The 22577-nt window shown below is 69.1% G+C and carries 22 protein-coding genes; 13 read left to right on the forward strand and 9 right to left on the reverse strand.

Annotation, left to right across the window (positions count from 1 at the left end; all coding sequences use genetic code 11):
• Positions 1-120: 120 nt before the first annotated feature.
• Entirely contained in the window at positions 121-924 is an 804-nt protein-coding gene (locus ACWF9G_RS23595) for a VOC family protein (RefSeq protein ID WP_452517936.1), read from the reverse strand.
• Between the two features lie 326 nt (positions 925-1250).
• Here ACWF9G_RS23595 and ctaD point away from each other — a divergent pair, with 326 nt between their 5' ends.
• The 11 genes from ctaD to ACWF9G_RS23650 all read left to right on the forward strand — a co-directional run bounded on the left by ctaD (position 1251) and on the right by ACWF9G_RS23650 (position 11580).
• Complete coding sequence (ctaD, locus tag ACWF9G_RS23600; protein ID WP_189027200.1) at positions 1251-2993, forward strand: aa3-type cytochrome oxidase subunit I; 1743 nt, start codon at positions 1251-1253, stop codon at positions 2991-2993.
• A 109-nt stretch (positions 2994-3102) separates the two neighbouring features.
• Complete coding sequence (gene serB, locus ACWF9G_RS23605; RefSeq protein ID WP_379305294.1) at positions 3103-4341, forward strand: phosphoserine phosphatase SerB; 1239 nt, start codon at positions 3103-3105, stop codon at positions 4339-4341.
• Between the two features lie 81 nt (positions 4342-4422).
• A complete protein-coding gene (locus ACWF9G_RS23610; protein ID WP_452517938.1) occupies positions 4423-4890 on the forward strand; it encodes a hypothetical protein in 468 nt (155 codons plus the stop codon).
• A 75-nt stretch (positions 4891-4965) separates the two neighbouring features.
• The gene (locus tag ACWF9G_RS23615; RefSeq protein WP_452517940.1) at positions 4966-5748 is read left to right on the forward strand and encodes a peptidyl-tRNA hydrolase; all 783 of its coding nucleotides are present in this window, start codon (positions 4966-4968) and stop codon (positions 5746-5748) included.
• Positions 5749-5885: 137 nt separating this feature from the next.
• Positions 5886-6044, forward strand: a complete 159-nt coding sequence (locus ACWF9G_RS23620; RefSeq protein WP_452517942.1) for a hypothetical protein — start codon at positions 5886-5888, stop codon at positions 6042-6044.
• A gap of 18 nt (positions 6045-6062) precedes the next feature.
• Complete coding sequence (locus tag ACWF9G_RS23625; protein WP_189027208.1) at positions 6063-6896, forward strand: ABC transporter ATP-binding protein; 834 nt, start codon at positions 6063-6065, stop codon at positions 6894-6896.
• Between the two features lie 204 nt (positions 6897-7100).
• Complete coding sequence (locus ACWF9G_RS23630) at positions 7101-7907, forward strand: NUDIX hydrolase (RefSeq protein ID WP_452517944.1); 807 nt, start codon at positions 7101-7103, stop codon at positions 7905-7907.
• Positions 7908-7916: 9 nt separating this feature from the next.
• Positions 7917-8693 (forward strand): enoyl-CoA hydratase-related protein, encoded by a 777-nt coding sequence (locus ACWF9G_RS23635; protein WP_452517946.1) that lies wholly within the window; start codon positions 7917-7919, stop codon positions 8691-8693.
• A gap of 87 nt (positions 8694-8780) precedes the next feature.
• A complete protein-coding gene (locus tag ACWF9G_RS23640; RefSeq protein ID WP_452517947.1) occupies positions 8781-9758 on the forward strand; it encodes a class I SAM-dependent methyltransferase in 978 nt (325 codons plus the stop codon).
• Entirely contained in the window at positions 9759-11117 is a 1359-nt protein-coding gene (locus tag ACWF9G_RS23645; protein ID WP_452517949.1) for a THUMP-like domain-containing protein, read from the forward strand.
• Between the two features lie 61 nt (positions 11118-11178).
• Entirely contained in the window at positions 11179-11580 is a 402-nt protein-coding gene (locus tag ACWF9G_RS23650; RefSeq protein WP_452517951.1) for a nuclear transport factor 2 family protein, read from the forward strand.
• Between the two features lie 2 nt (positions 11581-11582).
• On the opposite strand, the gene ACWF9G_RS23655 is transcribed toward ACWF9G_RS23650, so the two are convergent.
• From ACWF9G_RS23655 to ACWF9G_RS23665, 3 genes are all read right to left on the reverse strand, one after another.
• The gene (locus tag ACWF9G_RS23655) at positions 11583-12122 is read right to left on the reverse strand and encodes a DUF1697 domain-containing protein (protein WP_452517952.1); all 540 of its coding nucleotides are present in this window, start codon (positions 12120-12122) and stop codon (positions 11583-11585) included.
• A 214-nt stretch (positions 12123-12336) separates the two neighbouring features.
• Entirely contained in the window at positions 12337-12540 is a 204-nt protein-coding gene (locus ACWF9G_RS23660; RefSeq protein ID WP_452517954.1) for a hypothetical protein, read from the reverse strand.
• Positions 12541-13199: 659 nt separating this feature from the next.
• A complete protein-coding gene (locus ACWF9G_RS23665) occupies positions 13200-13937 on the reverse strand; it encodes an acyltransferase (RefSeq protein ID WP_189027579.1) in 738 nt (245 codons plus the stop codon).
• A 143-nt stretch (positions 13938-14080) separates the two neighbouring features.
• Between ACWF9G_RS23665 and ACWF9G_RS23670 the strand changes: the two genes are divergently transcribed.
• Entirely contained in the window at positions 14081-15373 is a 1293-nt protein-coding gene (locus ACWF9G_RS23670; protein WP_452517956.1) for an outer membrane protein assembly factor BamB family protein, read from the forward strand.
• 7 nt (positions 15374-15380) lie between these two features.
• On the opposite strand, the gene ACWF9G_RS23675 is transcribed toward ACWF9G_RS23670, so the two are convergent.
• Positions 15381-16391 carry a polysaccharide deacetylase family protein gene (locus ACWF9G_RS23675; RefSeq protein ID WP_452517958.1) on the reverse strand — a complete coding sequence of 337 codons (1011 nt, stop codon included), beginning with the start codon at positions 16389-16391 and terminating at the stop codon, positions 15381-15383.
• 157 nt (positions 16392-16548) lie between these two features.
• Between ACWF9G_RS23675 and ACWF9G_RS23680 the strand changes: the two genes are divergently transcribed.
• A complete protein-coding gene (locus tag ACWF9G_RS23680) occupies positions 16549-17841 on the forward strand; it encodes a putative glycoside hydrolase (RefSeq protein ID WP_452517960.1) in 1293 nt (430 codons plus the stop codon).
• Between the two features lie 498 nt (positions 17842-18339).
• Here the strand turns inward: ACWF9G_RS23680 and ACWF9G_RS23685 are convergent, their stop codons facing one another.
• The 4 genes from ACWF9G_RS23685 to ACWF9G_RS23700 form a co-directional block, all read right to left on the reverse strand.
• On the reverse strand, positions 18340-18702 hold the full coding sequence (locus ACWF9G_RS23685; RefSeq protein WP_379305270.1) for a SpoIIAA family protein: 363 nt from the start codon (positions 18700-18702) through the stop codon (positions 18340-18342).
• A 102-nt stretch (positions 18703-18804) separates the two neighbouring features.
• Positions 18805-20058: a glycosyltransferase family 4 protein gene (locus tag ACWF9G_RS23690; protein ID WP_379305268.1), complete on the reverse strand. Its 1254-nt coding sequence runs from the start codon at positions 20056-20058 to the stop codon at positions 18805-18807.
• Positions 20055-21611 carry a 1,4-alpha-glucan branching protein domain-containing protein gene (locus ACWF9G_RS23695; RefSeq protein ID WP_379305264.1) on the reverse strand — a complete coding sequence of 519 codons (1557 nt, stop codon included), beginning with the start codon at positions 21609-21611 and terminating at the stop codon, positions 20055-20057. The genes ACWF9G_RS23690 and ACWF9G_RS23695 overlap by 4 nt, the downstream gene beginning before the upstream one ends.
• Entirely contained in the window at positions 21608-22396 is a 789-nt protein-coding gene (locus ACWF9G_RS23700; RefSeq protein ID WP_379305262.1) for a class I SAM-dependent methyltransferase, read from the reverse strand. The genes ACWF9G_RS23695 and ACWF9G_RS23700 overlap by 4 nt, the downstream gene beginning before the upstream one ends.
• Positions 22397-22577 lie beyond the last annotated feature (181 nt).

Raw genomic sequence — 22577 nt, forward strand, 5'->3', positions numbered from 1 at the left:
GCGGGGGGGGTACCCCTCCCGCGCCCCCTGGGTGGGGGTCAACCCCCCGGGGGGGTGGTTTCCCCCCCCTATGTTGTTTCCCCCGGTGGTGCCCAGGCGGACGACGCGTCGCCACCACGCTCAGCGCGCGTTGCCGCCGATGCTGAAGTGGGCGCCGGTCGGGTCGGTGAGACCGGCCAGGCGGCCGTAGGGGGTGTCCATGGGGTCGAACACCACGGCGCCGCCGAGGGCGACGGCCGTGGCGGCGGTCTTGTCGACGTCGTCGGCGCCGAAGTAGGTCGTCCACGCGCCGGGGATGCCCTCGGGGAGGTGGCCGGTGGCGTCCATGACGCCGCCGCGCATCGGGGAGGTCGCGTGGAGGGTGGTGTAGCGGAACTCGGGGGAGTCGGCCACGGTGAACGGGTCACGCCAGCCGAAGACCTCGCGGTAGAAGGTCAGCGACGGCTCGTAGGCGCGGGTCATCAGCTCGAACCAGGACGGCACACCGTCGTGGTTGCTCCAGACACCGTCGGCGACGTCGCCGATCGCCTCGAAGCCGGGGAACTCGCCCGCCTGCCACACGCCGACACCGACGCCGCCGACATCGGCAAGCACGGCCATGGTGCCCAGCTTGCCCACCGCCATCGGCTCGACGAACACGTTGGCGCCTGCGGCGCTCGCCTTCGCCGTGGTCGCCGCGGCGTCGTCGGCGGCCAGGTAGACGGTCCAGCGGTCGGGGAACGGATCGCCGTCGTCGGGGACGCGGTTCATCGCACCCGCGACGGCCTTGCCGTCCTTGCGCAGGGTGGTGTAGCCACCGAACTCCTCGCCGCCGCGTTCGGCGGTCCAGCCGAACAGTTCGCCGTAGAAGGCGATGGCGCGGTCGAGATCGGCGGTGTAGAGATCGACCCAGGTGGGATCGCCGGGCTGGATGCTGACGGACATGACGACTCCTCGGCTGCGGGGGAATAGCTCGACAGAGACGGTGGCGGAACGTGCCCACCGTCATAGATCATGACGTCGCGGCACCCGAAAAGTCATCGCAGGCAACCGTTGCACCCGCGCGACCTGCGGAGGAAGATCGAGAACGGTGTCGGTCGGATACGCCGTCGTTCGTCTACGGCGCGCTGAATACGACACAGAGTAGGACCCGCTCGTGATGCTGCGGCAGCACGGTTTACGATTCACTCCAACGCATGCTGACCGTCGTCTGCCTCTGACCGGAGGACGGAGGGCCTGCGAGTGACGTACAGGCATCTTCAGGAGGATCAGTGACTGCGGTAGAGCCCAGGCCAGTCCCTCAGTTGGAAGCGACTCGACCGTATCCCGCTCGGACCGGGCCCAAGGGCTCGTTCCTGTACAAGGCGGTCACCACCACCGACCCCAAGGTGCTCGGCACCATGTACCTGGTGACGGCGATCAGCTTCTTCCTGGTCGGCGGTCTCATGGCGCTGCTCATGCGCGCCGAGCTGGCCCGCCCGGGTCTGCAGTTCCTCTCGCCCGAGCAGTTCAACCAGCTGTTCACCATGCACGGCACGATCATGCTGCTGTTCTACGCGACGGCGATCGTGTTCGGCTTCGCCAACATCATCCTGCCGCTGCAGATCGGCGCCCCCGACGTCGCCTTCCCGCGACTGAACGCGTTCAGCTACTGGCTGTACCTGTTCGGTGGCTCCATGGCGACCGCGGGCTTCGTGACCCCCGGTGGCGCCGCGGACTTCGGCTGGACGGCGTACGTGCCGCTGACCGACATCCTGCACTCGCCCGGTGTCGGCACCGACCTGTGGATCCTGGGTCTGGCCGTGTCCGGTCTCGGCACCATCCTCGGTGGCGTCAACATGCTCACCACCGTGGTCTGCCTGCGCGCGCCCGGTATGACCATGTTCCGCATGCCGATCTTCACCTGGAACATCGCGGTGACCTCGGTCCTGGTGCTGCTCGCGTTCCCGCTGCTGACCGCGGCGCTGTTCGGCCTGGCCTACGACCGCCACCTGGGCGGCCACATCTACGACCCGGCCACCGGCGGCATCCTGCTCTACCAGCACCTGTTCTGGTTCTTCGGCCACCCCGAGGTCTACATCATCGCGCTGCCGTTCTTCGGCATCGTGTCCGAGATCTTCCCGGTCTTCAGCCGTAAGCCGATCTTCGGTTACACCACGCTGGTCTACGCGACGCTCGGTATCGCGGCGCTGTCGATCGCGGTGTGGGCGCACCACATGTACGCCACCGGCGCCGTGCTGCTGCCGTACTTCTCCTTCATGACCTTCCTCATCGCGGTCCCGACCGGTGTGAAGTTCTTCAACTGGATCGGCACGATGTGGCGCGGTCAGCTGACGTTCGAATCACCGATGCTGTGGTCGATCGGCTTCCTGGTGACCTTCCTCTTCGGTGGTCTGTCGGGCGTCATCCTGGCCTCGCCGCCGCTGGACTTCCACGTCACCGACTCGTACTTCGTCGTCGCGCACTTCCACTACGTGCTCTTCGGCACCATCGTGTTCGCCACCTTCGCGGGTATCTATTTCTGGTTCCCGAAGATCACCGGCCGCATGATGGACGAGCGCCTGGCGAAGTGGCACTTCTGGACCACCTTCGTCGGCTTCCACACCACCTTCCTGGTGCAGCACTGGCTGGGCGCCGAGGGCATGCCGCGTCGCTACGCCGACTACCTGCCCAGCGACGGCTTCACCACGCTGAACACGATCTCCACCATCGGTGCCTTCATCCTCGGCTCGTCGATGCTGCCGTTCGTGTGGAACACCTTCAAGAGCTACCGCTACGGCGAGGTCGTCACGGTGGACGACCCGTGGGGCTACGGCAACTCCCTGGAGTGGGCCACCACCTGCCCGCCGCCGCGGCACAACTTCTACGAGCTGCCGCGCATCCGCTCCGAGCGTCCGGCGTTCGAGCTGCACTACCCGCACATGGTCGAGCGCATGAAGGCCGAGGCGCACGTCGGCTGGGGCTCGGCCAAGCACGCCACGCACGTTGCCGAAGGCACGCTGGCGAAGAAGTAGAAAACACCGGAAGACCGAGGGTGTGCACCTGCTGGGTGACCAGCAGGTGCACGCGCTATTTCTAGACTAAGTTGCGCATTTACGGCTCACCCCAGGGAAGGGCCCGGATATGGAGCAGATCGACTTGGCAGACACCACAGTTCTCGTGACCGTCACCGGCCCCGACCGACCTGGCGTCACTTCTGTGCTGCTGACAGCGCTATCGCGGCATCAGGTGAGCCTGCTCGACGTGGAGCAGGTCGTCATCAGGGGCAGGCTCACCCTCGGTGTGCTGGTGTCGTGCCCCAACGACCCCGAGGCGCTGCAGGACGAGCTCGAAGAGGCGATGAACACCGTCGGCATGCAGGTCGACGTGTCCGTCGACGCGCAGATCGGCAAGCCGCCGATGTCGACGCATGCCGTGGTGGTGCTCGGCGCCCCCGTCACCGCGCACGCGTTCAGCGCGATCTCGCGGATGCTCGCCGCCCTCGGCGCCAATATCGACACCATTCGCGGCATCGCCGACTATCCGGTGACCGGCATGGAACTGATGGTCACCGCGACCGACACCGGCGCCGACACCGATTCCCGGCTGCGCACCGCGCTGGCCGACGTCGCCGTCGCCGAGCAGGTCGACATCGCCGTGGAACGGGCCGGGCTGGCCCGTCGCGCCAAGCGGCTCATCGTCTTCGACGTGGACTCCACCCTGATCCAGGGTGAGGTCATCGAGATGCTGGCCGCGCACGCCGGTGTCGAGGAGCAGGTCCGCGAGGTCACCGAGGCCGCGATGCGTGGCGAACTCGACTTCGCCGAATCGCTGCGCCAGCGGGTCGCGACCCTGGAAGGTCTCGACGAGTCGGTGATCGAGGAGGTCGCCGACCGGATCGAGCTCACCCCCGGCGCCCGCACCACCATCCGCACGCTGCGTCGGCTCGGGTTCCGCTGCGGCGTGGTCTCCGGTGGGTTCCGGCAGGTCATCGAGCCGCTCGCGCATGAGCTGGAACTCGACTTCGTGCAGGCCAACACCCTCGAGATCGTCGACGGGAAGCTCACCGGCCGGGTGATCGGCGAGATCGTCGACCGGGCCTTCAAGGCGACCGCGCTGCGCAAGTTCGCCGCCGACGCGGGCGTGCCGATGGAGCAGACCGTGGCGGTCGGCGACGGCGCCAACGACATCGACATGCTCAACGCGGCCGGGCTCGGCGTGGCGTTCAACGCCAAGCCCGCGCTGCGCGAGGTGGCCGACACGGCGCTGTCGCATCCGTATCTGGACGCGGTGCTGTTCATCCTCGGCGTCACCCGCGACGAGGTCGAGGCGGCCGACGCCCGCGACGGCGGGGTGCGCCGGGTTCCGCTGCTCGGGCGGTAGTCACTGGCGCGTCGTGGTCGGCTGGGTCCGGCACGGCGTTAGCCTCCAGCGCAGGGTGTCCTTCGGCGTTGGGAGAGTTCCGTGCGGAAAGTCCTGCTCGCGGCTCGAGTGGACGCTACGGGCGCTGGTCGCTCGGTTCCGCGAGGCTTGCTCGTCCTGGCCACCCTCGCGGGCCTGCTCGCCGGATGTGGCGACGACTCGTCCGGCACCTCGACGACAATCGAGCTGCCGACCACCGCACCGGCGGCCGCGGTGAGCCCGGTCGAGGTCGACCAGACCTTCAACGGCGGGACGGTCGGCGTGGAGCTCGGTCAGCTCCTGCTGGTCCGGCTACCGCAGAAGCCGGACGACACCGAGCAGTGGATACCGGTGAACATCGAGGAGGGTGTCCTGTCCGCGGAGCCACCCCAGTCGGAGGGCGACAGCACGGTGTGGCCGTTCCGTGGTATCGGGCCCGGCATGGCGACCATCCAATTCGTCTTCGGCCCGGCCAGCCAGCCACCGATCGAGCCGGGGCCGCAGTTCATCCTGTCCGTGCAGGTCGCGTAGTGGCGACGGAGACCGTCCGGTCGGCTCGCTAGGCTGGGCCGGACTGGTGGCGTCGATCGAATCGGGTGTTGTGGCATGGGCAGCGCGGAACTGAGCAGCGTGGAGACCGAGGCGGAGGTCAGGGACACCGCGGCCGAATTCGCTGTGCGGCACGCCGAATTGGCGCGGGGCTACGGCGGCAACGGCGACCCGGACGACCCGGCCATGGTCCAGGCGATGCAGATGGTGCTGCACATCCCGAAGACCCATCCGCCCGCCCGCAGCGCGCTCCTGGAAGCCGCGGCGGCCGCTGCCGTCGCCGTCTGTCTCGACCCGCGCTCCGGGCCGGGCGGAGAGTGGGAGCCGCGGTATCTGGCGTGGAAGCGGTCCAGGATCAGGAAGGTGGCCCGACGGGCTCGCGGCTCGCAGTGGGTGTCCGCGGGTGCGGTCGACGGTGTCACGATCGATGTCGACGGCGCGCAGGCGCGTGCGTTCGTTCCCGGCCCGGTGGGCGCCATCGACCAGCGGATCCGCAAGCTGCAGATCGGCGGCACCGATCTCGAGCACGACGAGCCGGGCCCGCCGGACCCGCGGCTGCCGGTGCTGTGGGTCAACGCGGCGCTCGAGATGTCGGTCGGCAAGGCGGCCGCCCAGGTCGGGCACGCGAGCATGCTGCTGGCGGGGGCCATGCCGGTGACGGCCGCGGCGGCCTGGGCCGAGCACGACTTCCGGTGCGCGGTCCGCGATGCCGACGACCAGCGGTGGGCTGGATTGGTGGCCGAGGTGGCCGCCGGTCGCGCTGTCGCCGTGCGCGACGCGGGCTTCACCGAGGTGGCGCCCGGCTCGATGACGGTGATCGCGGTGCCCGCCCAGGCCTGACCCACCGGCACGCGCGGCCGAATCCTGCCGGTTGGTGCCGGTTTTCGCGACTCGCCGTCACGGCGGGGTGTATCTGGGGGATCGTGGGGGTATATGAAACCGACGGTCCAGGCAGCCAGGCGTAGGGAGGTTCCGCGATGGTGACGACGATTGTGGTGATCCTGATCGTGTGGGTGGTGCTCTCGGTGCCGATCTCGTTTCTCGCCGCCAGGATGCTGCGCGGCGAGCAGGGCGGGCACCGCGATTCCGCGCCGACCAGCAACGACGAATCCCACCCGGGCCGGTCGTTCCGCTGAGGGCCCGCGTGGTCCAAGATGGAGCGCGTGTCGCAACCCGATCCCGATCTGCTCATCGACTTCTCCGACGTGACCATCCGCCGCTCGGGCCGAACGCTCGTCGGCCCGGTCAGCTGGCAGGTCGAGCTCGACGAACGCTGGGTGGTGTTAGGCCCCAACGGGGCAGGCAAGACCTCGCTGCTGAGAATGGCCGCCGCCGAGGTCCATCCGACCTCCGGTGACGCGAACCTGTTGGGGGAGACCCTCGGTCGCGTCGACGTCACCGAGCTGCGCCCGCGCATCGGGTTGTCCTCGGCGGCGGTGGCCAGCCGCATCCCCGTCGACGAGAAGGTCAGCGATCTGGTGGTGTCGGCAGGCTACGCGGTGCTCGGCCGGTGGCGCGAACGCTACGACGACATCGACACCGAACGCGCCGTCGACATGCTGGAAACCCTGGGCGCCGAACACCTTTCCGACCGCACCTACGGCACCCTGTCCGAGGGCGAACGCAAGCGGGTGCTGATCGCACGCGCCCTGATGACCGACCCGGAACTGCTGCTGCTCGACGAACCCGCCGCCGGCCTCGACCTGGGTGGGCGCGAGGAACTCGTGGAGCGGCTCGGCTATCTCGCCGCCGACCCCGACGCGCCCGCGATGGTCCTGGTGACCCACCACGTGGAGGAGATCCCGCCGGGCTTCACCCACGCCATGCTGCTCAGGGAGGGCGAGGTCGTCGGGCAGGGTCTGCTCGAGGACGTGCTCACCGCCGAGAACCTCAGCGCCGCGTTCAGCCAGTCCATCGCGCTGGACCGGGTCGACGGGCGCTGGTTCGCCCGCAGGGCGCGCCGGGCGGGGCAGCACCGTCGCGCCTGACGTCCACTCAGTGGGAACCGGGAGGGCGGGACAGCACCCGCCCGGCTGAACTGTTTCCACCGCTAACCAAGCAGGCGTTAGGGTGCAGTGGAGGCCGGAGTCGCGGCCGCGCGTCACACGCGCGGCCTGCCCGGTGCTCCGGCAGGCGATGGGGCCGGTCGGAGTCGGTCGCCGGGCCGCGCCCGGCGGTGGAGAGGAACGGGTATGAGTGAGTCCGGGGTAGCCGCGCGCGACGCGTCGACGGTGATGCTGGTGCGCGACGGTGGGTCGGGCATCGAGGTGTTCCTGCAGCGGCGCGTCAGCGGAATGGCGTTCGCGGGCGGGATGACCGTCTTCCCCGGCGGTGGCGTCGACGCCGCCGACGGCACCGCCGACATCGCCTGGGCAGGACCCGCACCGGCGTGGTGGGCCGAGCGTTTCGCGACGACCGAGCAGGCGGCCCAGGCGCTGGTCGCGGCCGCGGTCCGGGAGACCTTCGAGGAATGCGGCGTGCTGCTGGCCGGGCCTACCGCCGATACCGTCGTCGACGACTCCGCGGTCTACCGCGAGGCCCGCGGCAAGCTCGAGCGCCGTGAGCTGTCGCTCGCGGCCTTCCTCGCGGCCGAGGGTCTGGTGCTGCGTGCCGATCTGCTGCGTCCGTGGTCGAACTGGATCACTCCCGAAGCTGAACCGCGCCGCTACAACACCCGGTTCTTCGTCGCCGTGCTGCCGCAGGGCCAGATCGCCGACGGCGCGACCTCCGAGGCCGCCCAGGTCCTCTGGGCGACTCCGCAGGACGCCCTGGCGAGCTGGCGGGCGGGCGAGCACGTCCTGCTGCCGCCGACGTGGTCGCAGCTCGACGGCCTGTGCGGTTTCGCCGATACCGCGGCCGTGCTGGCCGCCGACCGGGCGATCACCCCGATCATGCCGCACTACACGCCCAACGCCGAGGGCCCGCCGCTGACCGACTTCCCGGACAACGGCCGGTATTTCGCGGAGCTGCCGCAGCTGGGTGCACTGGGCGGCCGGTAGGTTGGCCGCATGGCCGAATTCGTCACCCTCGAGCTGCCCGCCGAGCCGACCGCTCGCGGCGTCGCGCTGCTGCGCATCGATCGTCCGCCGCTGAACCTCGTCGACGCCCAGCTTGCCCGTGAGGTCGCCGCGGCGGCCGAGACCGTGGGCAGGCACCCCGGGGTGGCCGCGCTCATCGTCTACGGCGACGAGCGGGTGTTCAGCGCGGGCGACGAGATGACCGAGCTCGCCGAGCTCGACGCCGAGCAGGCGGCCGCCATGGCCGCCGACCTGCAAGCCGCCCTCGGCTGCCTCACCCGGGTGCCGCAGCCGACGGTCGCCGCGATCACCGGCTACTGCCTCGGCGCCGGTCTGGAGCTGGCACTCGGCGCCGACCACCGGATCATCGGCGACAACGTCAAACTCGGGCTGCCGCAGATCAAGGCGGGCCTGATCCCGCTGTCGGGGATCCGCAGGCTGTCGCTGCTGATCGGCGCGAGCCGCGCCAAGGACCTTGTCTACACCGGTCGATTCGTCGACGCCGAGGAAGCCGCGAAGCTCGGTCTGGTCGACGAGGTCGTCGCCCCCGACGACGTCCTCACCGCCGCCCGCCGCTGGGCCGAGCAGTTCGTGACGGCCGCGCCGCGCGCCCTGGCGGCCGCCAAGGCGGTCTTCGAAGCGGGCCCGCACGGTCACTCCACCGCCGTCACCGAATGGTCGGCGCTGTTCGACACCGACGACGCCCGCACCGGCACCCGCACCTTCGCCGCCGAGGGTCCGAACAGCGCGGTTTTCACCGGCCGGTGAGCTGCGACCGGTCGAACGACCAAGTGGAACCGCCGGAAACAAGACCGCCCATTGCGTGCCAAGGGTCTCCTATTACTCTTGGCGGTTATGACGGTCCACCCCGATGACCCGGCGCCGAACCCGCACGCCACCGAGGCCGAGGTCGAAGCAGCGCTGAAGGACACCAAGCTCGCCCAGGTCCTGTATCACGACTGGGAAGCGGAGACATACGACGACAAGTGGTCGATCTCCTATGACGAACGCTGTATCGCGTATGCCCGCGGCCGGTTCGACCTCGCGGTCGGCCCCGCCCCGCTCCCCTACGAACGGGCGCTCGAGCTCGGCTGCGGCACGGGGTTCTTCCTGCTGAACCTGATGCAGGGCGGCATCGCGAAGAAGGGCTCGGTCACCGACCTCTCGCCCGGCATGGTCAAGGTCGCGCTGCGCAACGCCGAGCACCTGGGCCTGGACGTCGACGGCCGCGTCGCCGACGCCGAGACCATCCCGTACGACGACGACACCTTCGACCTCGTGTGCGGCCACGCCGTGCTGCACCACATCCCGGACGTGGAGCTGGCGCTCAAGGAGTGCCTGCGGGTGCTCAAGCCGGGCGGACGTTTCGTCTTCGCCGGTGAGCCGACCACCATCGGCAACCTCTACGCCCGCAAGCTCGGTCAGGCCACCTGGAAGGTGACCACCGAGATCACCAAGCTGCCGTTCCTGTCCGGCTGGCGCCGCCCGCAGACCGAGCTGGACGAGTCCTCCCGCGCCGCCGCGCTCGAGGCCGTCGTCGACCTGCACACCTTCGACCCGAGCGATCTCGAGAAGATGGCCAAGTCGGCCGGTGCCGTCGACGTGAAGGCCACCACCGAGGAGTTCGCCGCCGCCCTGTGGGGCTGGCCGGTGCGCACGTTCGAGGCCGCCGTCCCCGAAGAGAAGCTGACCATCGGCTACCGCATGGCGCAGTACCGCGCCTGGCTGGGCCTGAGCTGGCTCGACGAGAACGTCCTGCGCAAGGTCGTCCCGCGCGAGTTCTTCTACAACGCGATGATCACCGGCGTGAAGCCGGGCGCGGCGCAGAAGTAGGTGGGGTACCGCTTCGGCCGCGACGACGTCGCCTATCTGGGCAGCGCGGCGGGATCCGCCGCGCTCGCCGAGGTCGACCGGCTGGAGCTCACCCCGGCGACGCACCTGCGCGATATCGAGCAGGTGCGTCGTTCGCACGACGCGCACGCCGCCGCGCTGATCGAGACGGTGCGGTTGCGGCGTAAGGCCGCGGTGAAGCTGCCCGCGGCGGCCGAATGGTTGTTCACCGACGACGCCCTGCAGCAGGCAACGCCCGCGCTCGTCGCCCGGCACCGGGCCGCGCGGCTGGCCGGCCGGGCGGTGCACGATGTCACCTGCTCGATCGGGGCGGAGCTGGCAGAGCTGGCCGAGGTGTGCCCGGCAGTCATCGGCAGCGATCTCGACGACGTGCGGCTGGCAATGGCCGCACACAACCTCGGCGTAGTGCCACTGTCGGCGAAGCCCGAGTCGGCAGGGGGTGCATCTGCCAGTTCGGATGAACACGCGGACCCTCGACGAAGTCGCCGGGACGACAGCGATGGTCGCGTCGGCCCCGCCGCCGCGGTCGACCACGCGCCCAGCTTGCTTCGCCGCGGTGTGAGTGAGCCGCGTCCGGGGCGTGTCGTGGGCGGACGAAACATAGTGCTGGCCAAGGCCGATGCCCTCACCCCGACCTCCCGGGACACCGTGATCATCGCCGATCCCGCGCGCCGAGCCGACGGTCGCCGCACCTATGACCCCGCCAAACTGCAACCCCCTCTGCCAGACCTGCTGGCCGCCTACGCGGGCCGCGACATCGCCGTGAAGTCCGCTCCCGGACTGGATTTCGACCGCCTCGGCTGGAACGGCGAGATCGAGGTGGTCTCCCTCGACGGCGCGGTCCGCGAAGCCTGCCTGTGGTCGCCCGGGCTGACCGAATCCGGCGTCACCCGCCGCGCCACCGTCCTCGATTCCCGCGGGGGCACAACCACTCTCACCGACGCCGATCCCGACGACATCCCCGAGCGCGCGCCCGGCGAGTGGATCGTCGACCCCGACGGCGCGATCGTGCGCGCGGGCCTGGTGCGCCACTACGCCGCGAAACACGGTCTCTGGCAACTGGACCCGCACATCGCCTATCTCACCGGCGACACCGTCCCCTCAGGCATGCGCGGCTTCCGCATCGAGGATCGCTTCGAACTGCGCGAGAAGACGCTGCGCCAGGAGCTGTCCCGCCGCGACTGCGGTGCGCTGGAGATCCTCGTCCGAGGCGTCGATATCGACCCGGACGCCCTGCGCAAGAAGCTCAAGCAGCGCGGCACCCGGCCCTATACCTTGGTGATCACCCGAATCGGCCGCAACGCAACGGTTTTCCTGTGCACGGCCCACGCGGCCCGGTAGGACGCGTCCGGGCAGGTACGACGAAGCGACTGTCGAACATATATTCGACTAAGCTGTGCCGGTGACCAACGAGAACCCCACCGAGGCCGCCATCCATCGCTACTTCGCCGCACTCCAGTCCGGGACCCCGGCGCTGTTGAAGGAGTGCTTCACCGATGACGCGCGATGGATCGCACCAGGCCGGCTGCCCAACTCCGGAACCTGGCACGGGCCGGACGCCATCGTCGACGAGTTCTTCCCGATCGCGATGTCCCGGATGCAGCCGGGCTCGTTCACCACGGACCTGCTCAGCCTGACCATCGGCGATTCGAACGTCGTCGTCGAATGGCGATCGAGGGCGACCACGACCTCGGGCCACGAGTACGACAACGCCTACATCGCGAACTTCGTCGTCACCGACGGCAAGATCTCCGAGGTGCGCGAATACTTCGACACCCAGCGCGGCGAGACGCTGTACGAGTAGGCCTAACTTTCCATCTTCTTCACCACCCGCTGGACCGTGAGCCAGGTGCGGGTGGTGATGTCCTTGCCGTAGGTCTTCTCCAGGCGGGCCATGAAGTCGGGGGTTCTGTTGGTGCTGTTGTCGACCACGGTGAGGAAGGCGCGGGCCTTGCGGTCGTAGCCGATGACACGGGTGAGGGGGTCGTCGTCGAAGGCTTTCGTATCGGCTTCGCGCATCGTGTTCTTGAAGAAGGTGACGGTGAGGTAGGAACCGCGTTCGTGGGGGAGGCCCTCGAAGGGGTCGCGGTCGAGGAGTTCACGCAGTTCGGAGTGACTGCGGATGATGGTCCCGCCGGGGATGCCCAGCTCGGTGGCCAGGGCCTGCTGGATGCGCTCTTCCAGGTCGGCCCGGTCGTCGGCGGTGCGGAAGACGACATTGCCGCTGGTCAGTACCGAGGCGACCTTGTCGAAGCCCAGCCCCTCGAACACCCCGCGCAACTTCTCGTTGCGCATATTCGGATTGGTCGGCATGATCCCCCGCAGCAGCGCCGCATAACTGTCCACCGTGCGACCGTACCCACCGCCCCCGACAGGTTGCCATGGTGGGCGCGGTCGTCAGCCCCCGGCATCGTGGATCCGAGCGCGCATACTGAGTGATGCGGATGGGGACAGGGCGGGCTCGGCTACCTCGTGGGAGGTCAACCAGGCGCTGGAGCCCCGTCCAAGGAGGTTGATCCGGAAATCTGCCGGGAATTGCGAGGGGGCGAACGGGAAATGACTACGCCAGGCATAGGCCAAAAATTATCCAACCGCCAACATCGATGACGAAGGCCGGGGGAACGCAACCACCGCCGCCGCCTACGTCGTGGAGTTGCTCCACAGAAGGTCCGGGCACAGCGTCTGCTGTGGCTACGCCCGAACCGAGAGCGATGAAGGGGGCAACCGCGAATGCCGTTGCCGCCGCGCGCAACTTGATGTTCATGATGGGTTCCTATCGGTGAGGGGAGTGCGGGAAGCCTCGCGAAGCGACGGCCCCCGCAAGATCGACACCAATAAGTGTTCTCGCGGCACCAGCGGAAAACCATCATCCCTGGGGCTGAAATCCATCAGACCCCGTCAGCAGAAAGCCGCGATCTACCCGCCGGTCCGGCATGGCGACCCTGCCGGGGCAGGGCATAACGCCGCTGGCCTTCGCCGGGCCGGCGCATTGCGTCGCGGTACTTGTTCAGCGGGTCATACAACGAAGACGCAGGGGGCTGTAAGCAAGGGCAGGACCGGCGGCACAAAGCAGATCGGCAACGCGAGCAGGCTGAGCCCGAGTGTAAATGGCACCAGTAGCACGGCAGGCTCGACTTGAACGGGGGCCAGCTCGGAGACCGCGACAGGGGTAGGGGATTCGGAGGGGGCCGCAGTAGCAATACCTGACCCGAGGGCGATCATCGGTGTGAGCGCCACAGCTGCTGCGGCTGCGCGAATTCTATTCTTGGTCATGATGGTTCCTTCGGTGAGGAATACGGGAAACCCACGCGAACGAAGGATCCCGCAAGATCGACACCAATAATTGTTCTCGTGGTACGAGTGGAAAACCATCATCCCCGGGGTTGAAATCCCTCAGCCCTCGACCGCGCAGCCGCCAGCTGGTTACGCCTGGGCCGCGGCGTTCTTCTTCCGCTCGATATCGGCCAGCGCGGCCATATAAGCGGCCCGCTCCTCGGCGGTGGCGTCCCAGGCGACCTTGCGGTTCTTGACGACCTTGGCCGGCGCGCCGACGGCGATGCTGTAGTCGGGGATGTCCCCACGCACCACCGCGTGCGCGCCCAGCACGCACCCACGGCCGACGCGGGTATCACGCAGCACGGTCACCTTGGCGGCGATCCAGGTGTCGGGGCCGATCCGGACGGGGCTCTTCACGATGCCCTGGTCCTTGATGGGCAGGGTGATGTCGTCCATCTTGTGGTCGAAGTCGCAGATGTAGCACCAGTCGGCGACCAGCGTGGATTCGCCGATCTCGATGTCGAGGTAGGTGTTGACGACGTTGTCCTTGCCGAAGACCACCTTGTCGCCGATGCGCAGCGAGCCCTCGTGGCAGCGGATGGCGTTGCCGTCACCGATGTGCACCCAGCGGCCGATCTCCATACGGGCGAATTCCGGGGTCGCGTGGATCTCCACATTGCGGCCGAGGAACACCATCCCGCGCAGCACGATGTGCGGGTTGGCCAGCCGGAACTTGGCCAGCCGGTAGTACCGCACCAGGTACCAGGGGGTGTAGGCGCGGTTGGCGAGCACCCAGCGCAGCGAGTCCCTGGTCAGAAACCGCGCCTGCTGCGGATCGCGGCGGCGTGAACCACGCCAGCGCGCGCTCAGCGGCGCGCCCCACATGCTCGTCACGAACTACTCTCCCGTCGTGATCGCACCGGGCCAGCCCCGGGGATTCGGTCATCGATAACACAGAGTACTTTCGGAGCGCACGTATACCGTGCGGTACCCCGATCATCGGCTCGATAAAACAGGGAGATCAGCAGGTGCGAACTCGGACTCGCGTCGCGGCCTCGCTCGCTGCTGCCGGTGTGGTGGCGTTGGCAGGCTGCGGCACCGACGTGGACGACATCACGGTCGGCAGCGGAAAGGGTTGGCCCGCAGCCCATCACGACGGCCGCAACGGCGGCGCGAGCCCGGTGACCGGCGCGGAGTCGATGTCGCTGAGCTGGTCGCGCCCGGTGGGCGGCCCGATCGCCCAGCCGTTGACGATCGGCTCCGAGGGCCAGATGTTCGTGACGACGAGCACGGGCAACTGCGCGATCTTCTCCTACCAGATGCGCACCGGACGCAAGCGCTTCTGCAACCCGCTCGGCCCGTCGACGATCGAGTCGCCGACCGTGGTCGACAGCGTCAGCAACGTCTACGTCGGTGACGACGGCGCGGTGAACTCCTTCAACTACCTCGGTCAGCCGCGCTGGCGCACGCCGGTGGCGGGCGTGCCGGTGGCGATCCAGTTCACCGCTGACGGCAAACTGCTCACGGTGACCCAGTCCGGCCAGGTCGACGTCCTGAGTCGGCAGACCGGCGGTCGCGAGGTGCCGACGCTGCAGCTGCTCGGCGAGCCCGACTTCCTGAAACTGCCCGGCCTGACCCGCCCGGCCTCCGGCGACGGTCTCGACGACTGCCGGATCGGCGGCCCGCGCTGCGCGGTCGCCAACACCGCCGCCGTCGACCCCGAATCGGGCCGGTTCTTCGTCACCGTGTGGGAGCCCGGCAAGTCCGTCGCCTCGTTGCGCGGGATGCGCTACGCCGACGGCAAGGTCGCCCAGGAGTGGAGCGCCGACATGCTGACCGGCGGCAGCGCCACCAGCCCGACCCTGTCCGGCGACGGCGCCACCGTGTACGTCGGCGACAACAGCGGCCGCCTGATCGCCGTGAACACCGAGGACGGCAGCACCCGCTGGACCCACGCCCTCGGCTGGACCCCCAGCCGCGGCATCTCCCTGGTCGACGACCTGATCATCCCCGCGGGCGACGACGGCTACCTGATGGCCCTGCACGACCGTGGCGACCGCGCCGAGCTCGCCTGGGAACGCAAAGACCTCGCCCTGCGCGGCACCCCAGCCCAGACCTCGGGCGGCATCGGCTACACCGTCGCCGCCATCGGCGCCGGCCTGAGCCTGATCACCTTCGACACCACCACGGGCAATACCGTCGACTCCGACGTCCTGCCCGCCGCCACCGGTACCACCACCGGCACCTCCGTCGGGCCTGAGGGCGAAGTCGTCGTCGCCACCCGCCTCGGCGAGATCTTCGCCTTCACCCCCGACGCCTGACCGGGCGTCAGTACGGGTTGGCCCGGTCCGCCCAGCGCGCGTCGACCTCCGCGGCGCGTTGCCGGGGGAAGGAGATGCGCGCCGGGTCGCCGTCGGCGGTGTAGCGCTGGTCCGGGTGGGCGGCCAGCCAGTCCAGCCAGTAGCCGGAGTCGAACGGGACCGCGCCCCGGCCGGACCTGATGCGCGGCACGCCGCCGGGGTCGATCGCGCCGTACGGTGCGGGGGCGGGATTCGAGCCAACCAGCATCACAGCGTCGAAGCGGTAGGTGGTGCCGTCCCAGCTGCCCGCCGTGGCCAGGCCGCGATCGCGGGGATAGACGCCCAGCGGCAATGCCATGGTGCGCACGGTGACTCCGGGCGCTGCCGTGGTCACCGCACGCACGTTCTGCACCAGTTCGCGTTGCACGCCGTCGGCGTCCAGGCTCGCGAGATTCGCGTGATCGGCGGTGTGCGCACCGACCTCGTGGCCGTTGGCCGCCAGCCAGGGCAGCGCGCGAGGGTCGTTCCCGAAGGGCTCGTTGTTGACGTAGAAGGTGGCCACCGGCCGGAAATCCGGGTAGCGGGCGCCGAACTCGGCGAGGATGCCCGCTGCGCTGTCCGGGGCCACGGCGCCGGCGTCGGTGAAGGCGAGCTGGCTCCCGGTGGAGTCGTCGAAGGTGAGTACCACCGGATGGGTGCCCGCCGGCAGATTGAGGTCGCCGGCGATGTACTGCGCGGCGGTCACCGGGCGGTAGCCCTCGCGGTACAGCCGTTCGAGTTCGTCGCGGAACTCCGCCGGGGTCTGGTCGTACTCACCGGCCGGGTTCGGTGTGATCTGGTGATACATCAGGACCGGGACGAATCCCAGTTCGTTGGCGGTGATCTCGGCCGGATTCGGCGGTGACGATTCCGCTGTCGTCGCGGGCCCGGCTGGTTCTCCGGCCGGAGCCGGTGCGCCCTCTGCCGTGCAGGCGGTGAGCGCCGCGGCCAGCAAGAGCGTGGACACGCGGTGGAATACCGGGTTCGATCTGCCTCCCATCGCGATAATGTAACGCGGCGGCAAAGCTTTTCCCGTGTTCTTTCGATACCCCGGCAGTTTGCATCGGACCTGCGAAATAGTGGGCCTGACACGGTAGCGGAAGGTGGTGTGGGCGTTGGGATTGTGGATCCAGTCGGTTGATCGGCGGCGTTTGGCGATGATCGCCGCAGTTGCTGTCCTCGCGTTGGTGGTAGTCGCGCTGCTGGCCGGATTCGCGTTGAGCAGATCCGCGGTCTCGGCCGCGGACACCGTCGCGCCGACCCTGCAGGTGACACCACCTGATCCGGTGCGCTCCTATCGCGCCCCGGTCGTGCTGCGCGGCAAGGCCATCGACGCCGTGCGCGTGTCCATCGGCGAGGAATCGGTGACTCCCGGTCCGGACGGGGCCTTCGAGATCTCCGTGCCGTGGGCTCCCGCCGTCGAGGTCGTGGCGGCGGACGCCGCGGGCAATCAGAGCAGCAGCACCGTCGTCACGGCGCGCACGCTGCCGCGGATGCGGGCGGTGCACGTCACCGCGCACGCCTGGTCGCACGAGGGCCTGCGCGAAGCCGTGCTCGATCTCGCTCGCGAAGGCCGCATCGATACCGTGCAGCTCGACATCAAGGACGAGGACGGCGTCGTCGGCTACGACTCCCAGGTTGCCCTCGCCCGCGAATCCGGTGCTGTCGCTTCGATTTACGATGCGCCCGCCGCCCTGCGGCAATTGCACGACCTCGGCCTGCAGGTGGTCGGCCGCATTGTCGCGTTCCGCGATCCGACCGTGGCCGCCTGGGCCTGGCACAACGGCCGACCCGATTGGGTTGTCCAGAATCCGTCCGGGCAGCCCTATTCCAGTCACTACGGCCCGATCGCCTTCACCAATGTCGCCCATCCCGACGTGCGCCGATACAACATCGACCTCGCGGTGGAGGCCGCACAGCTCGGCTTCGACGGCATCATGTACGACTACGTCCGCCGCCCCGACGGCAGCCTGACCAGCATGCATTTCGCCGGACTTACCGGCACCCCCACCGACGCGGTCGCCGGATTCCTCGCCGAGAGCCGCTACCCGGTCCACCTCGCCGGCGCCCACCTGAGCGCCGCCGTCTACGGCATCGCCTCCACTCGCCCGGACGAGATCGCCCAGGACATCCCCCGCATGGCCCGCAACGTCGACTTCGTCGCCCCCATGCTCTACCCCTCCCACTGGAACTCCGGCGAGTACGGCGTCGCCAACCCCAACGCCCAGCCCTACGACATCATCCTTCGCTCGCTGCAGGACTTCCAGAAGAGCACGACGGGCACCGGCGCCACAGTGATCCCGTGGCTCCAGGACTTCAGCCTCGGTGTGACCTACGGCGACGCCGAGTTGCGCGCCCAGATCGACGCCACCCGAGACGCGGGCATCGACAGCTTCTTCCTCTGGAACGCCGCGACCCGCTATCACGGCGGCGGCATCCACCCCGCCTGAAGAACCCCACCACCTGACGCGGGCTCAGCGTACCCACGCGATGGTGTCACCGGTGCTGCCACGACCTCACCCGTCGCTGCCGGGTCAGGAACCGATCACACGGCGCAAACGAACGCGGCGAACCCCCCGATGCCCGGGAGAGTGCCTAGAAATATGCACAGGGGGTCGCCCAGACGATTCAGGGCTGTGGGCTCGACTTGATCGGGCTCGGGTGCGACCGGGATGACCGAGTCGGCGGGAGTCGCGGCGGCGAAGCCGGTACCAAGGACGAAAATCGGTGTGAGCGCCGCAGCCGCTGCGGCTGCGCGAATTCTGTTCTTGTTCATGGCAGCAGTTCCTTCGGTGCACAGGGCCGGGAACCCGCTCGAGTCGATGGTTCCCGCAGGATCGACACCCAAAATTCTGCTCGCAGCATCCGTAGCTATCCATCGTCCCTAGGGTTGAAATCCCTCAGCCCCTCGACAAGTGCTCTACCCGCGGCGCCGGCGCCAGGTGCTATCACGCCACCCAGGCGATGGCGTCGCTCTCGTTCGCGACGGGGAAGACGCGCACCTCCGCGGGGATGAGGAAGCCGAACAGGTGGACCGCTTCGCCCAGTGCCTTGTGGTCGGTGACCAGGGCGAAGCGGCCCCAGGCGCTGCGGGGGACGCGGACGAGTTTCAGGTCCTGCCACATCGCGTCGAGGGAATAGCGGTCGAAGTCGGGGCCGAGGACGTAGACGAGGTTGACCGGCTGCTGGTGTTCGAGGGCCGCGTCGATCGCCGGGTCGAGGACCGTGGTGTAGTCCTCGGCGGTGACGGTTCCGGAGGCGCGCAGGCCGATGGTCGCGGCGGGCAGGTGGGGGATCTGCTGCAAAGGCATGGGGCGACAGTAGAGCCGGGTGGTCGCCTCGGCGTCATGCGTTGTGGGTGAAGTCGAGCTCGGCGCGCGACCTGTCGGAGGTCGCGCGTCGAGAGGCGTCCACTACTTCGGATCGCGCTCCGGCAGCGGCCGTTCCACGATGTCGGGGCGGCCGAGCGAGGTGCGCACGCGACGTTTGGCGGCCGAGTAGACCTGGGCGGTCTCCGCGGCGACCACGTCCCAGGCGAAGTCGGCGGTGAGGCGTTCGCGGGCGTTGTAGGCGCGGTCCTGGGCGGTCGCCGGGTCGTCGAGGACGGCACGGGCCGCGTCGACGATGCCGTCCACGTCGGCCGGCTCGAAGGAGGCGCCGGTGACACCGTCGATGACGGCCTCGCCGAGCCCGCCCGCGGTGGAGGCGATCAGCGGGACACCGGCGGCGGCGGCTTCCAGCGCCACGATGCCGAACGGCTCGTACCGGCTCGGCAGCACGATCGCGTCCGCGCCGTGCAGCCAGCCGAGCAGTTCCTCGTGTCCGAGGCTGCCGACGAAATGCACGGCCCGCGCGACGCGATGCACGCGGGCGCGTTCACGCAGCCAGTCGAACTGGGTGCCGACACCGGCGACGGTCAAGGTGGTGCCGGGGTGCGCGCGGCGGATGCGGGGGAGCGCCGCGATCGCGTCCTGCACGCCCTTCTCGTATTCGAGCCTGCCCACATACAGCAGCTTCGGCGGGCCGGAGCGCGGTGCGCGCGGACGGAAGGTCCACGCGCCGACGTCGATGCCGTTGCGGATCACCGAGATCGGCGAGAGCTCGGGCCCGTAGAGCCGCTCCACCTCGTCCTGCATGGACGTCGAGCAGGTGATGAGCTGATCGGCCTCGTTGGTCAGCCACCACTCGACCGAGTGCACCTGCTTGTTGACCCGCCCCGATACCCAGCCGCTGTGGCGGCCGGCCTCGGTGGCGTGGATGGTGGCGACGAGCGGCACGTCGTAGTACTCGGCCAGAGCGATCGACGGGTGCGCGACGAGCCAGTCGTGCGCGTGCACCACATCCGGTGTCCAGCCCTCGCCGACGCCGGGCTTGCCGAGCGCCACACCGGCGCGGACCATCGCGTGCCCCATCGCCAGGGTCCAGGCGAGCATGTCCTCGCCGAAGTCGAAACACGGCGGGTCCTCGGCCACCGCGACGACGAGCACGCCGTCGGCGATGTAGGAGTGCGTGGGGTGGGTGATCGAGTCGGTACCCGTCGGCCTGCGCGCCAGCACTACGACCTCGTGACCGGCCGCGGCCAGCTCGACGGCCAGGTGATGGACGTGCCGGCCGAGCCCACCGACCACGACCGGCGGGTACTCCCACGACACCATCAAAATCTTCATACGAATCCTTCAGCGGCGGCCGACGGGACAGCGGTCGGCAACCGCCGCGCGTCCAGACCTGGGAAGAATCCGTCGGCCGCGTTCCATCCTGCCGCGAGACGGGTCGCTTTGGCGAACTGGCCTGCCCCGATGGCCTCGGCGAGTTCGCGCACGGCGTGCGCGTGCTCGTGTGCCCGGTCGCGGGCGTACCCGGCGGCGGAGTCCTTGCTGACCATGAACGCCCAGTCGCTGGAGACGGTCAGAATGGCCTCGCGCAGCAACTGGTCGGCGACCGGATCGCGCAGCGAGCCGTCCCGGCGGACCTTGTCGAGGGTGTCCAGCGCCAGCCGGACGACGTCGGCATTGAGCGCGACGAGATCGGCGACCTGGTCGCCCGCCCACACCCGCCAGTCCTTGCCCGAACCCCACGACGAGTCGTTGAGCTGCACAGGTTCGCCGACATACCCGTTGTCGCGCGCGTCGGCGAGGGTGCCGACGTTCACGCCTGCTTCGGGCAGCGCGCGCAGCACCTGCTCGAGCCATTCGGGGCCCTCGTGCCACCAGTGACCGAACAGTTCGGTGTCGAACGCGGCCACCACGAGGGCCGGTCGGCCGATCCGCTCGGACTCCTCGATCAGCCTGCTGCGCACGGTCTCGACGAAGTCGGCGACGTCGCGGGTGATGGCGCCCGCGGCGAGTTCGGGATCGTAAGGGGCCTTGTCAGGTCCGGCGACGGTTTTGCCGGTCACCCGGGACGGTTTGAGACCCGTCGCGTGGTCGTAGTGATGGAAATCGCGGTACGCGCTCTGCCCCGGATAGCCCTGTTTCGGCGACCAGACCCGGTAGCTCACCTGAAGATCGCGCCCGAACGCGAGCACATCGGCGTCGCGGACGGGCCTGCCGAGGGTGGTATCGCCCCGCAACGAGGGCCCGTCGACCATGAAATGCGTCACACCGGCGGCGTCGTAGTTCCGCTCCATACCGGGGGTGTAGCCGCACTCGGGCGCCCAGATGCCGGTCGGGGTGGTGCCCCAGCGCAGTCGCGCGTCGGCCAGACCCTCGGTGAGCTGGAACTGGCGCAGTCGCTCGTCGAGCAGCGGCTGGAACGGATGGGCCAGCGGACCGCCGAGCAGCTCGATCGCGTCCGCGTCGATGAGCGAACGCCACACCGGCGCGCTGCCGTGCCGCCAATCCCGTTCGAATTCGGCCAAAGCCGTTGCGGCGAGCCGATGTTCGTGACGGCCCAGCGCCACATTGCCCGACATCGAGGCCTCGTCGGCGCGCAACTGCCAGTTGCCCAGCCAGTGGTGCATGCCAGCCAGGCAGTGCGGATCGTCGAGCTGGGCGGCGAGCACCGGGGTGATGCCCAGGCTCAGCAGACGCGTACGTCCTTCGGCCGCAAGGTTCTTCAGTACCCGCACCACGGGCAGGTAAGACGCGGCCCAGGACTGGTAGAGCCATTCCTCGCCGACCGGCCAGCGTCCGTGATGGGCCAGCCAGGGTAGGTGGGAATGCAGGACGAGCGTGAACTGGCCCGGCACGGAGCCGGACCGGGCGGAGCGAGAATCGGTCAACGCCTTGCCTTTTCGGCGATCGCCACCAGGTCCAGGCTCGCGTCGATATCGCCGGCGCGCAGGTCGAAATCGTCGATGGTGACGGCGGCGACGTCGGCGGTGAGATCGGCGGGCCACGGCTCACCGGCCAGCGCGCGCTCGATCTGGGCGTCGATGAACGACCCACCGTGCTTGGCGTCCAACGCTTTCAGGCTCGCGCCGTGGTGCACGCCGAGCATCTCGGTGACCGTGAAACCGGCCTCGACCAGCAGTTCGGTGAGCTCGGCGGCGTTGAGTTCGCGGGTGTGGAACGGGTTGAGCGGGGTGTCGCGGCCGGGGGAGAAGGTGATCCGGTTCGGCGTGCTGATCAGCAGCTGCCCGCCCGGACGCAGCACGCGCAGGCACTCGCGCAGGAACTGCGCCTGGTCCCACAGATGCTCGATGACCTGGAAATTCACGACGATATCGACGGATTCGTCCTCCAGCGGCAGCTCGGCGAGATTGCCCTGGATCATCTCGACGCGCGGGTAGCGCGCGCGCACGTGCGCGACGGCGCCCTCGTCGTAGTCGACGCCGACGACACGCGCGGCCACGCCGGCGATCATGTCGGCGCCGTAGCCCTCGCCCGAACCCGCCTCGAGCACGGTCTTACCGGTGCAACGGTCGAGCAGCCGGGCGTAGGCGATCTCGTGCCGACGGAACCAGTAGTTCTCCTCGGCGATGCCGGGCACGGTCCGCTCACCGGTCAACGGCAGTGGTTCATGTGTGGCGGCCACGGGTGCGGCAGGGATCACAGCCTCGCTCATTCGTCCGACGTTACTGGTACCGCCGGTCCTTGCCGGAGTCAGGGACCGGATGAGAACCCCTTGTGCATGTAGGTTACCCACGAGTAACTTAGCGTAGGGTAGTGTTCCGCTCTGAGCTACTCACGGACGTACGGCCCCCCGCTCGTGCGGCCACCACACACGTGTACCCAGAAGGAGGTCG

The organism is Nocardia sp. NPDC055029, assembly GCF_053608525.1.

Excerpts from the sequence above, each read along its gene's own strand:
- ACWF9G_RS23595 (WP_452517936.1), bottom strand. The coding sequence starts at position 924 with ATGTCCGTCAGCATCCAGCCCGGCGATCCCACCTGGGTCGATCTCTAC.
- serB (WP_379305294.1), top strand. The coding sequence starts at position 3,103 with ATGGAGCAGATCGACTTGGCAGACACCACAGTTCTCGTGACCGTCACC.
- ACWF9G_RS23615 (WP_452517940.1), top strand. The coding sequence starts at position 4,966 with ATGGGCAGCGCGGAACTGAGCAGCGTGGAGACCGAGGCGGAGGTCAGG.
- ACWF9G_RS23620 (WP_452517942.1), top strand. The coding sequence starts at position 5,886 with ATGGTGACGACGATTGTGGTGATCCTGATCGTGTGGGTGGTGCTCTCG.
- ACWF9G_RS23625 (WP_189027208.1), top strand. The coding sequence starts at position 6,063 with ATGGAGCGCGTGTCGCAACCCGATCCCGATCTGCTCATCGACTTCTCC.
- ACWF9G_RS23630 (WP_452517944.1), top strand. The coding sequence starts at position 7,101 with ATGAGTGAGTCCGGGGTAGCCGCGCGCGACGCGTCGACGGTGATGCTG.
- ACWF9G_RS23635 (WP_452517946.1), top strand. The coding sequence starts at position 7,917 with ATGGCCGAATTCGTCACCCTCGAGCTGCCCGCCGAGCCGACCGCTCGC.
- ACWF9G_RS23640 (WP_452517947.1), top strand. The coding sequence starts at position 8,781 with ATGACGGTCCACCCCGATGACCCGGCGCCGAACCCGCACGCCACCGAG.
- ACWF9G_RS23660 (WP_452517954.1), bottom strand. The coding sequence starts at position 12,540 with ATGAACATCAAGTTGCGCGCGGCGGCAACGGCATTCGCGGTTGCCCCC.
- ACWF9G_RS23665 (WP_189027579.1), bottom strand. The coding sequence starts at position 13,937 with ATGTGGGGCGCGCCGCTGAGCGCGCGCTGGCGTGGTTCACGCCGCCGC.
- ACWF9G_RS23675 (WP_452517958.1), bottom strand. The coding sequence starts at position 16,391 with ATGGGAGGCAGATCGAACCCGGTATTCCACCGCGTGTCCACGCTCTTG.
- ACWF9G_RS23680 (WP_452517960.1), top strand. The coding sequence starts at position 16,549 with ATGATCGCCGCAGTTGCTGTCCTCGCGTTGGTGGTAGTCGCGCTGCTG.
- ACWF9G_RS23685 (WP_379305270.1), bottom strand. The coding sequence starts at position 18,702 with ATGCCTTTGCAGCAGATCCCCCACCTGCCCGCCGCGACCATCGGCCTG.
- ACWF9G_RS23690 (WP_379305268.1), bottom strand. The coding sequence starts at position 20,058 with ATGAAGATTTTGATGGTGTCGTGGGAGTACCCGCCGGTCGTGGTCGGT.
- ACWF9G_RS23700 (WP_379305262.1), bottom strand. The coding sequence starts at position 22,396 with ATGAGCGAGGCTGTGATCCCTGCCGCACCCGTGGCCGCCACACATGAA.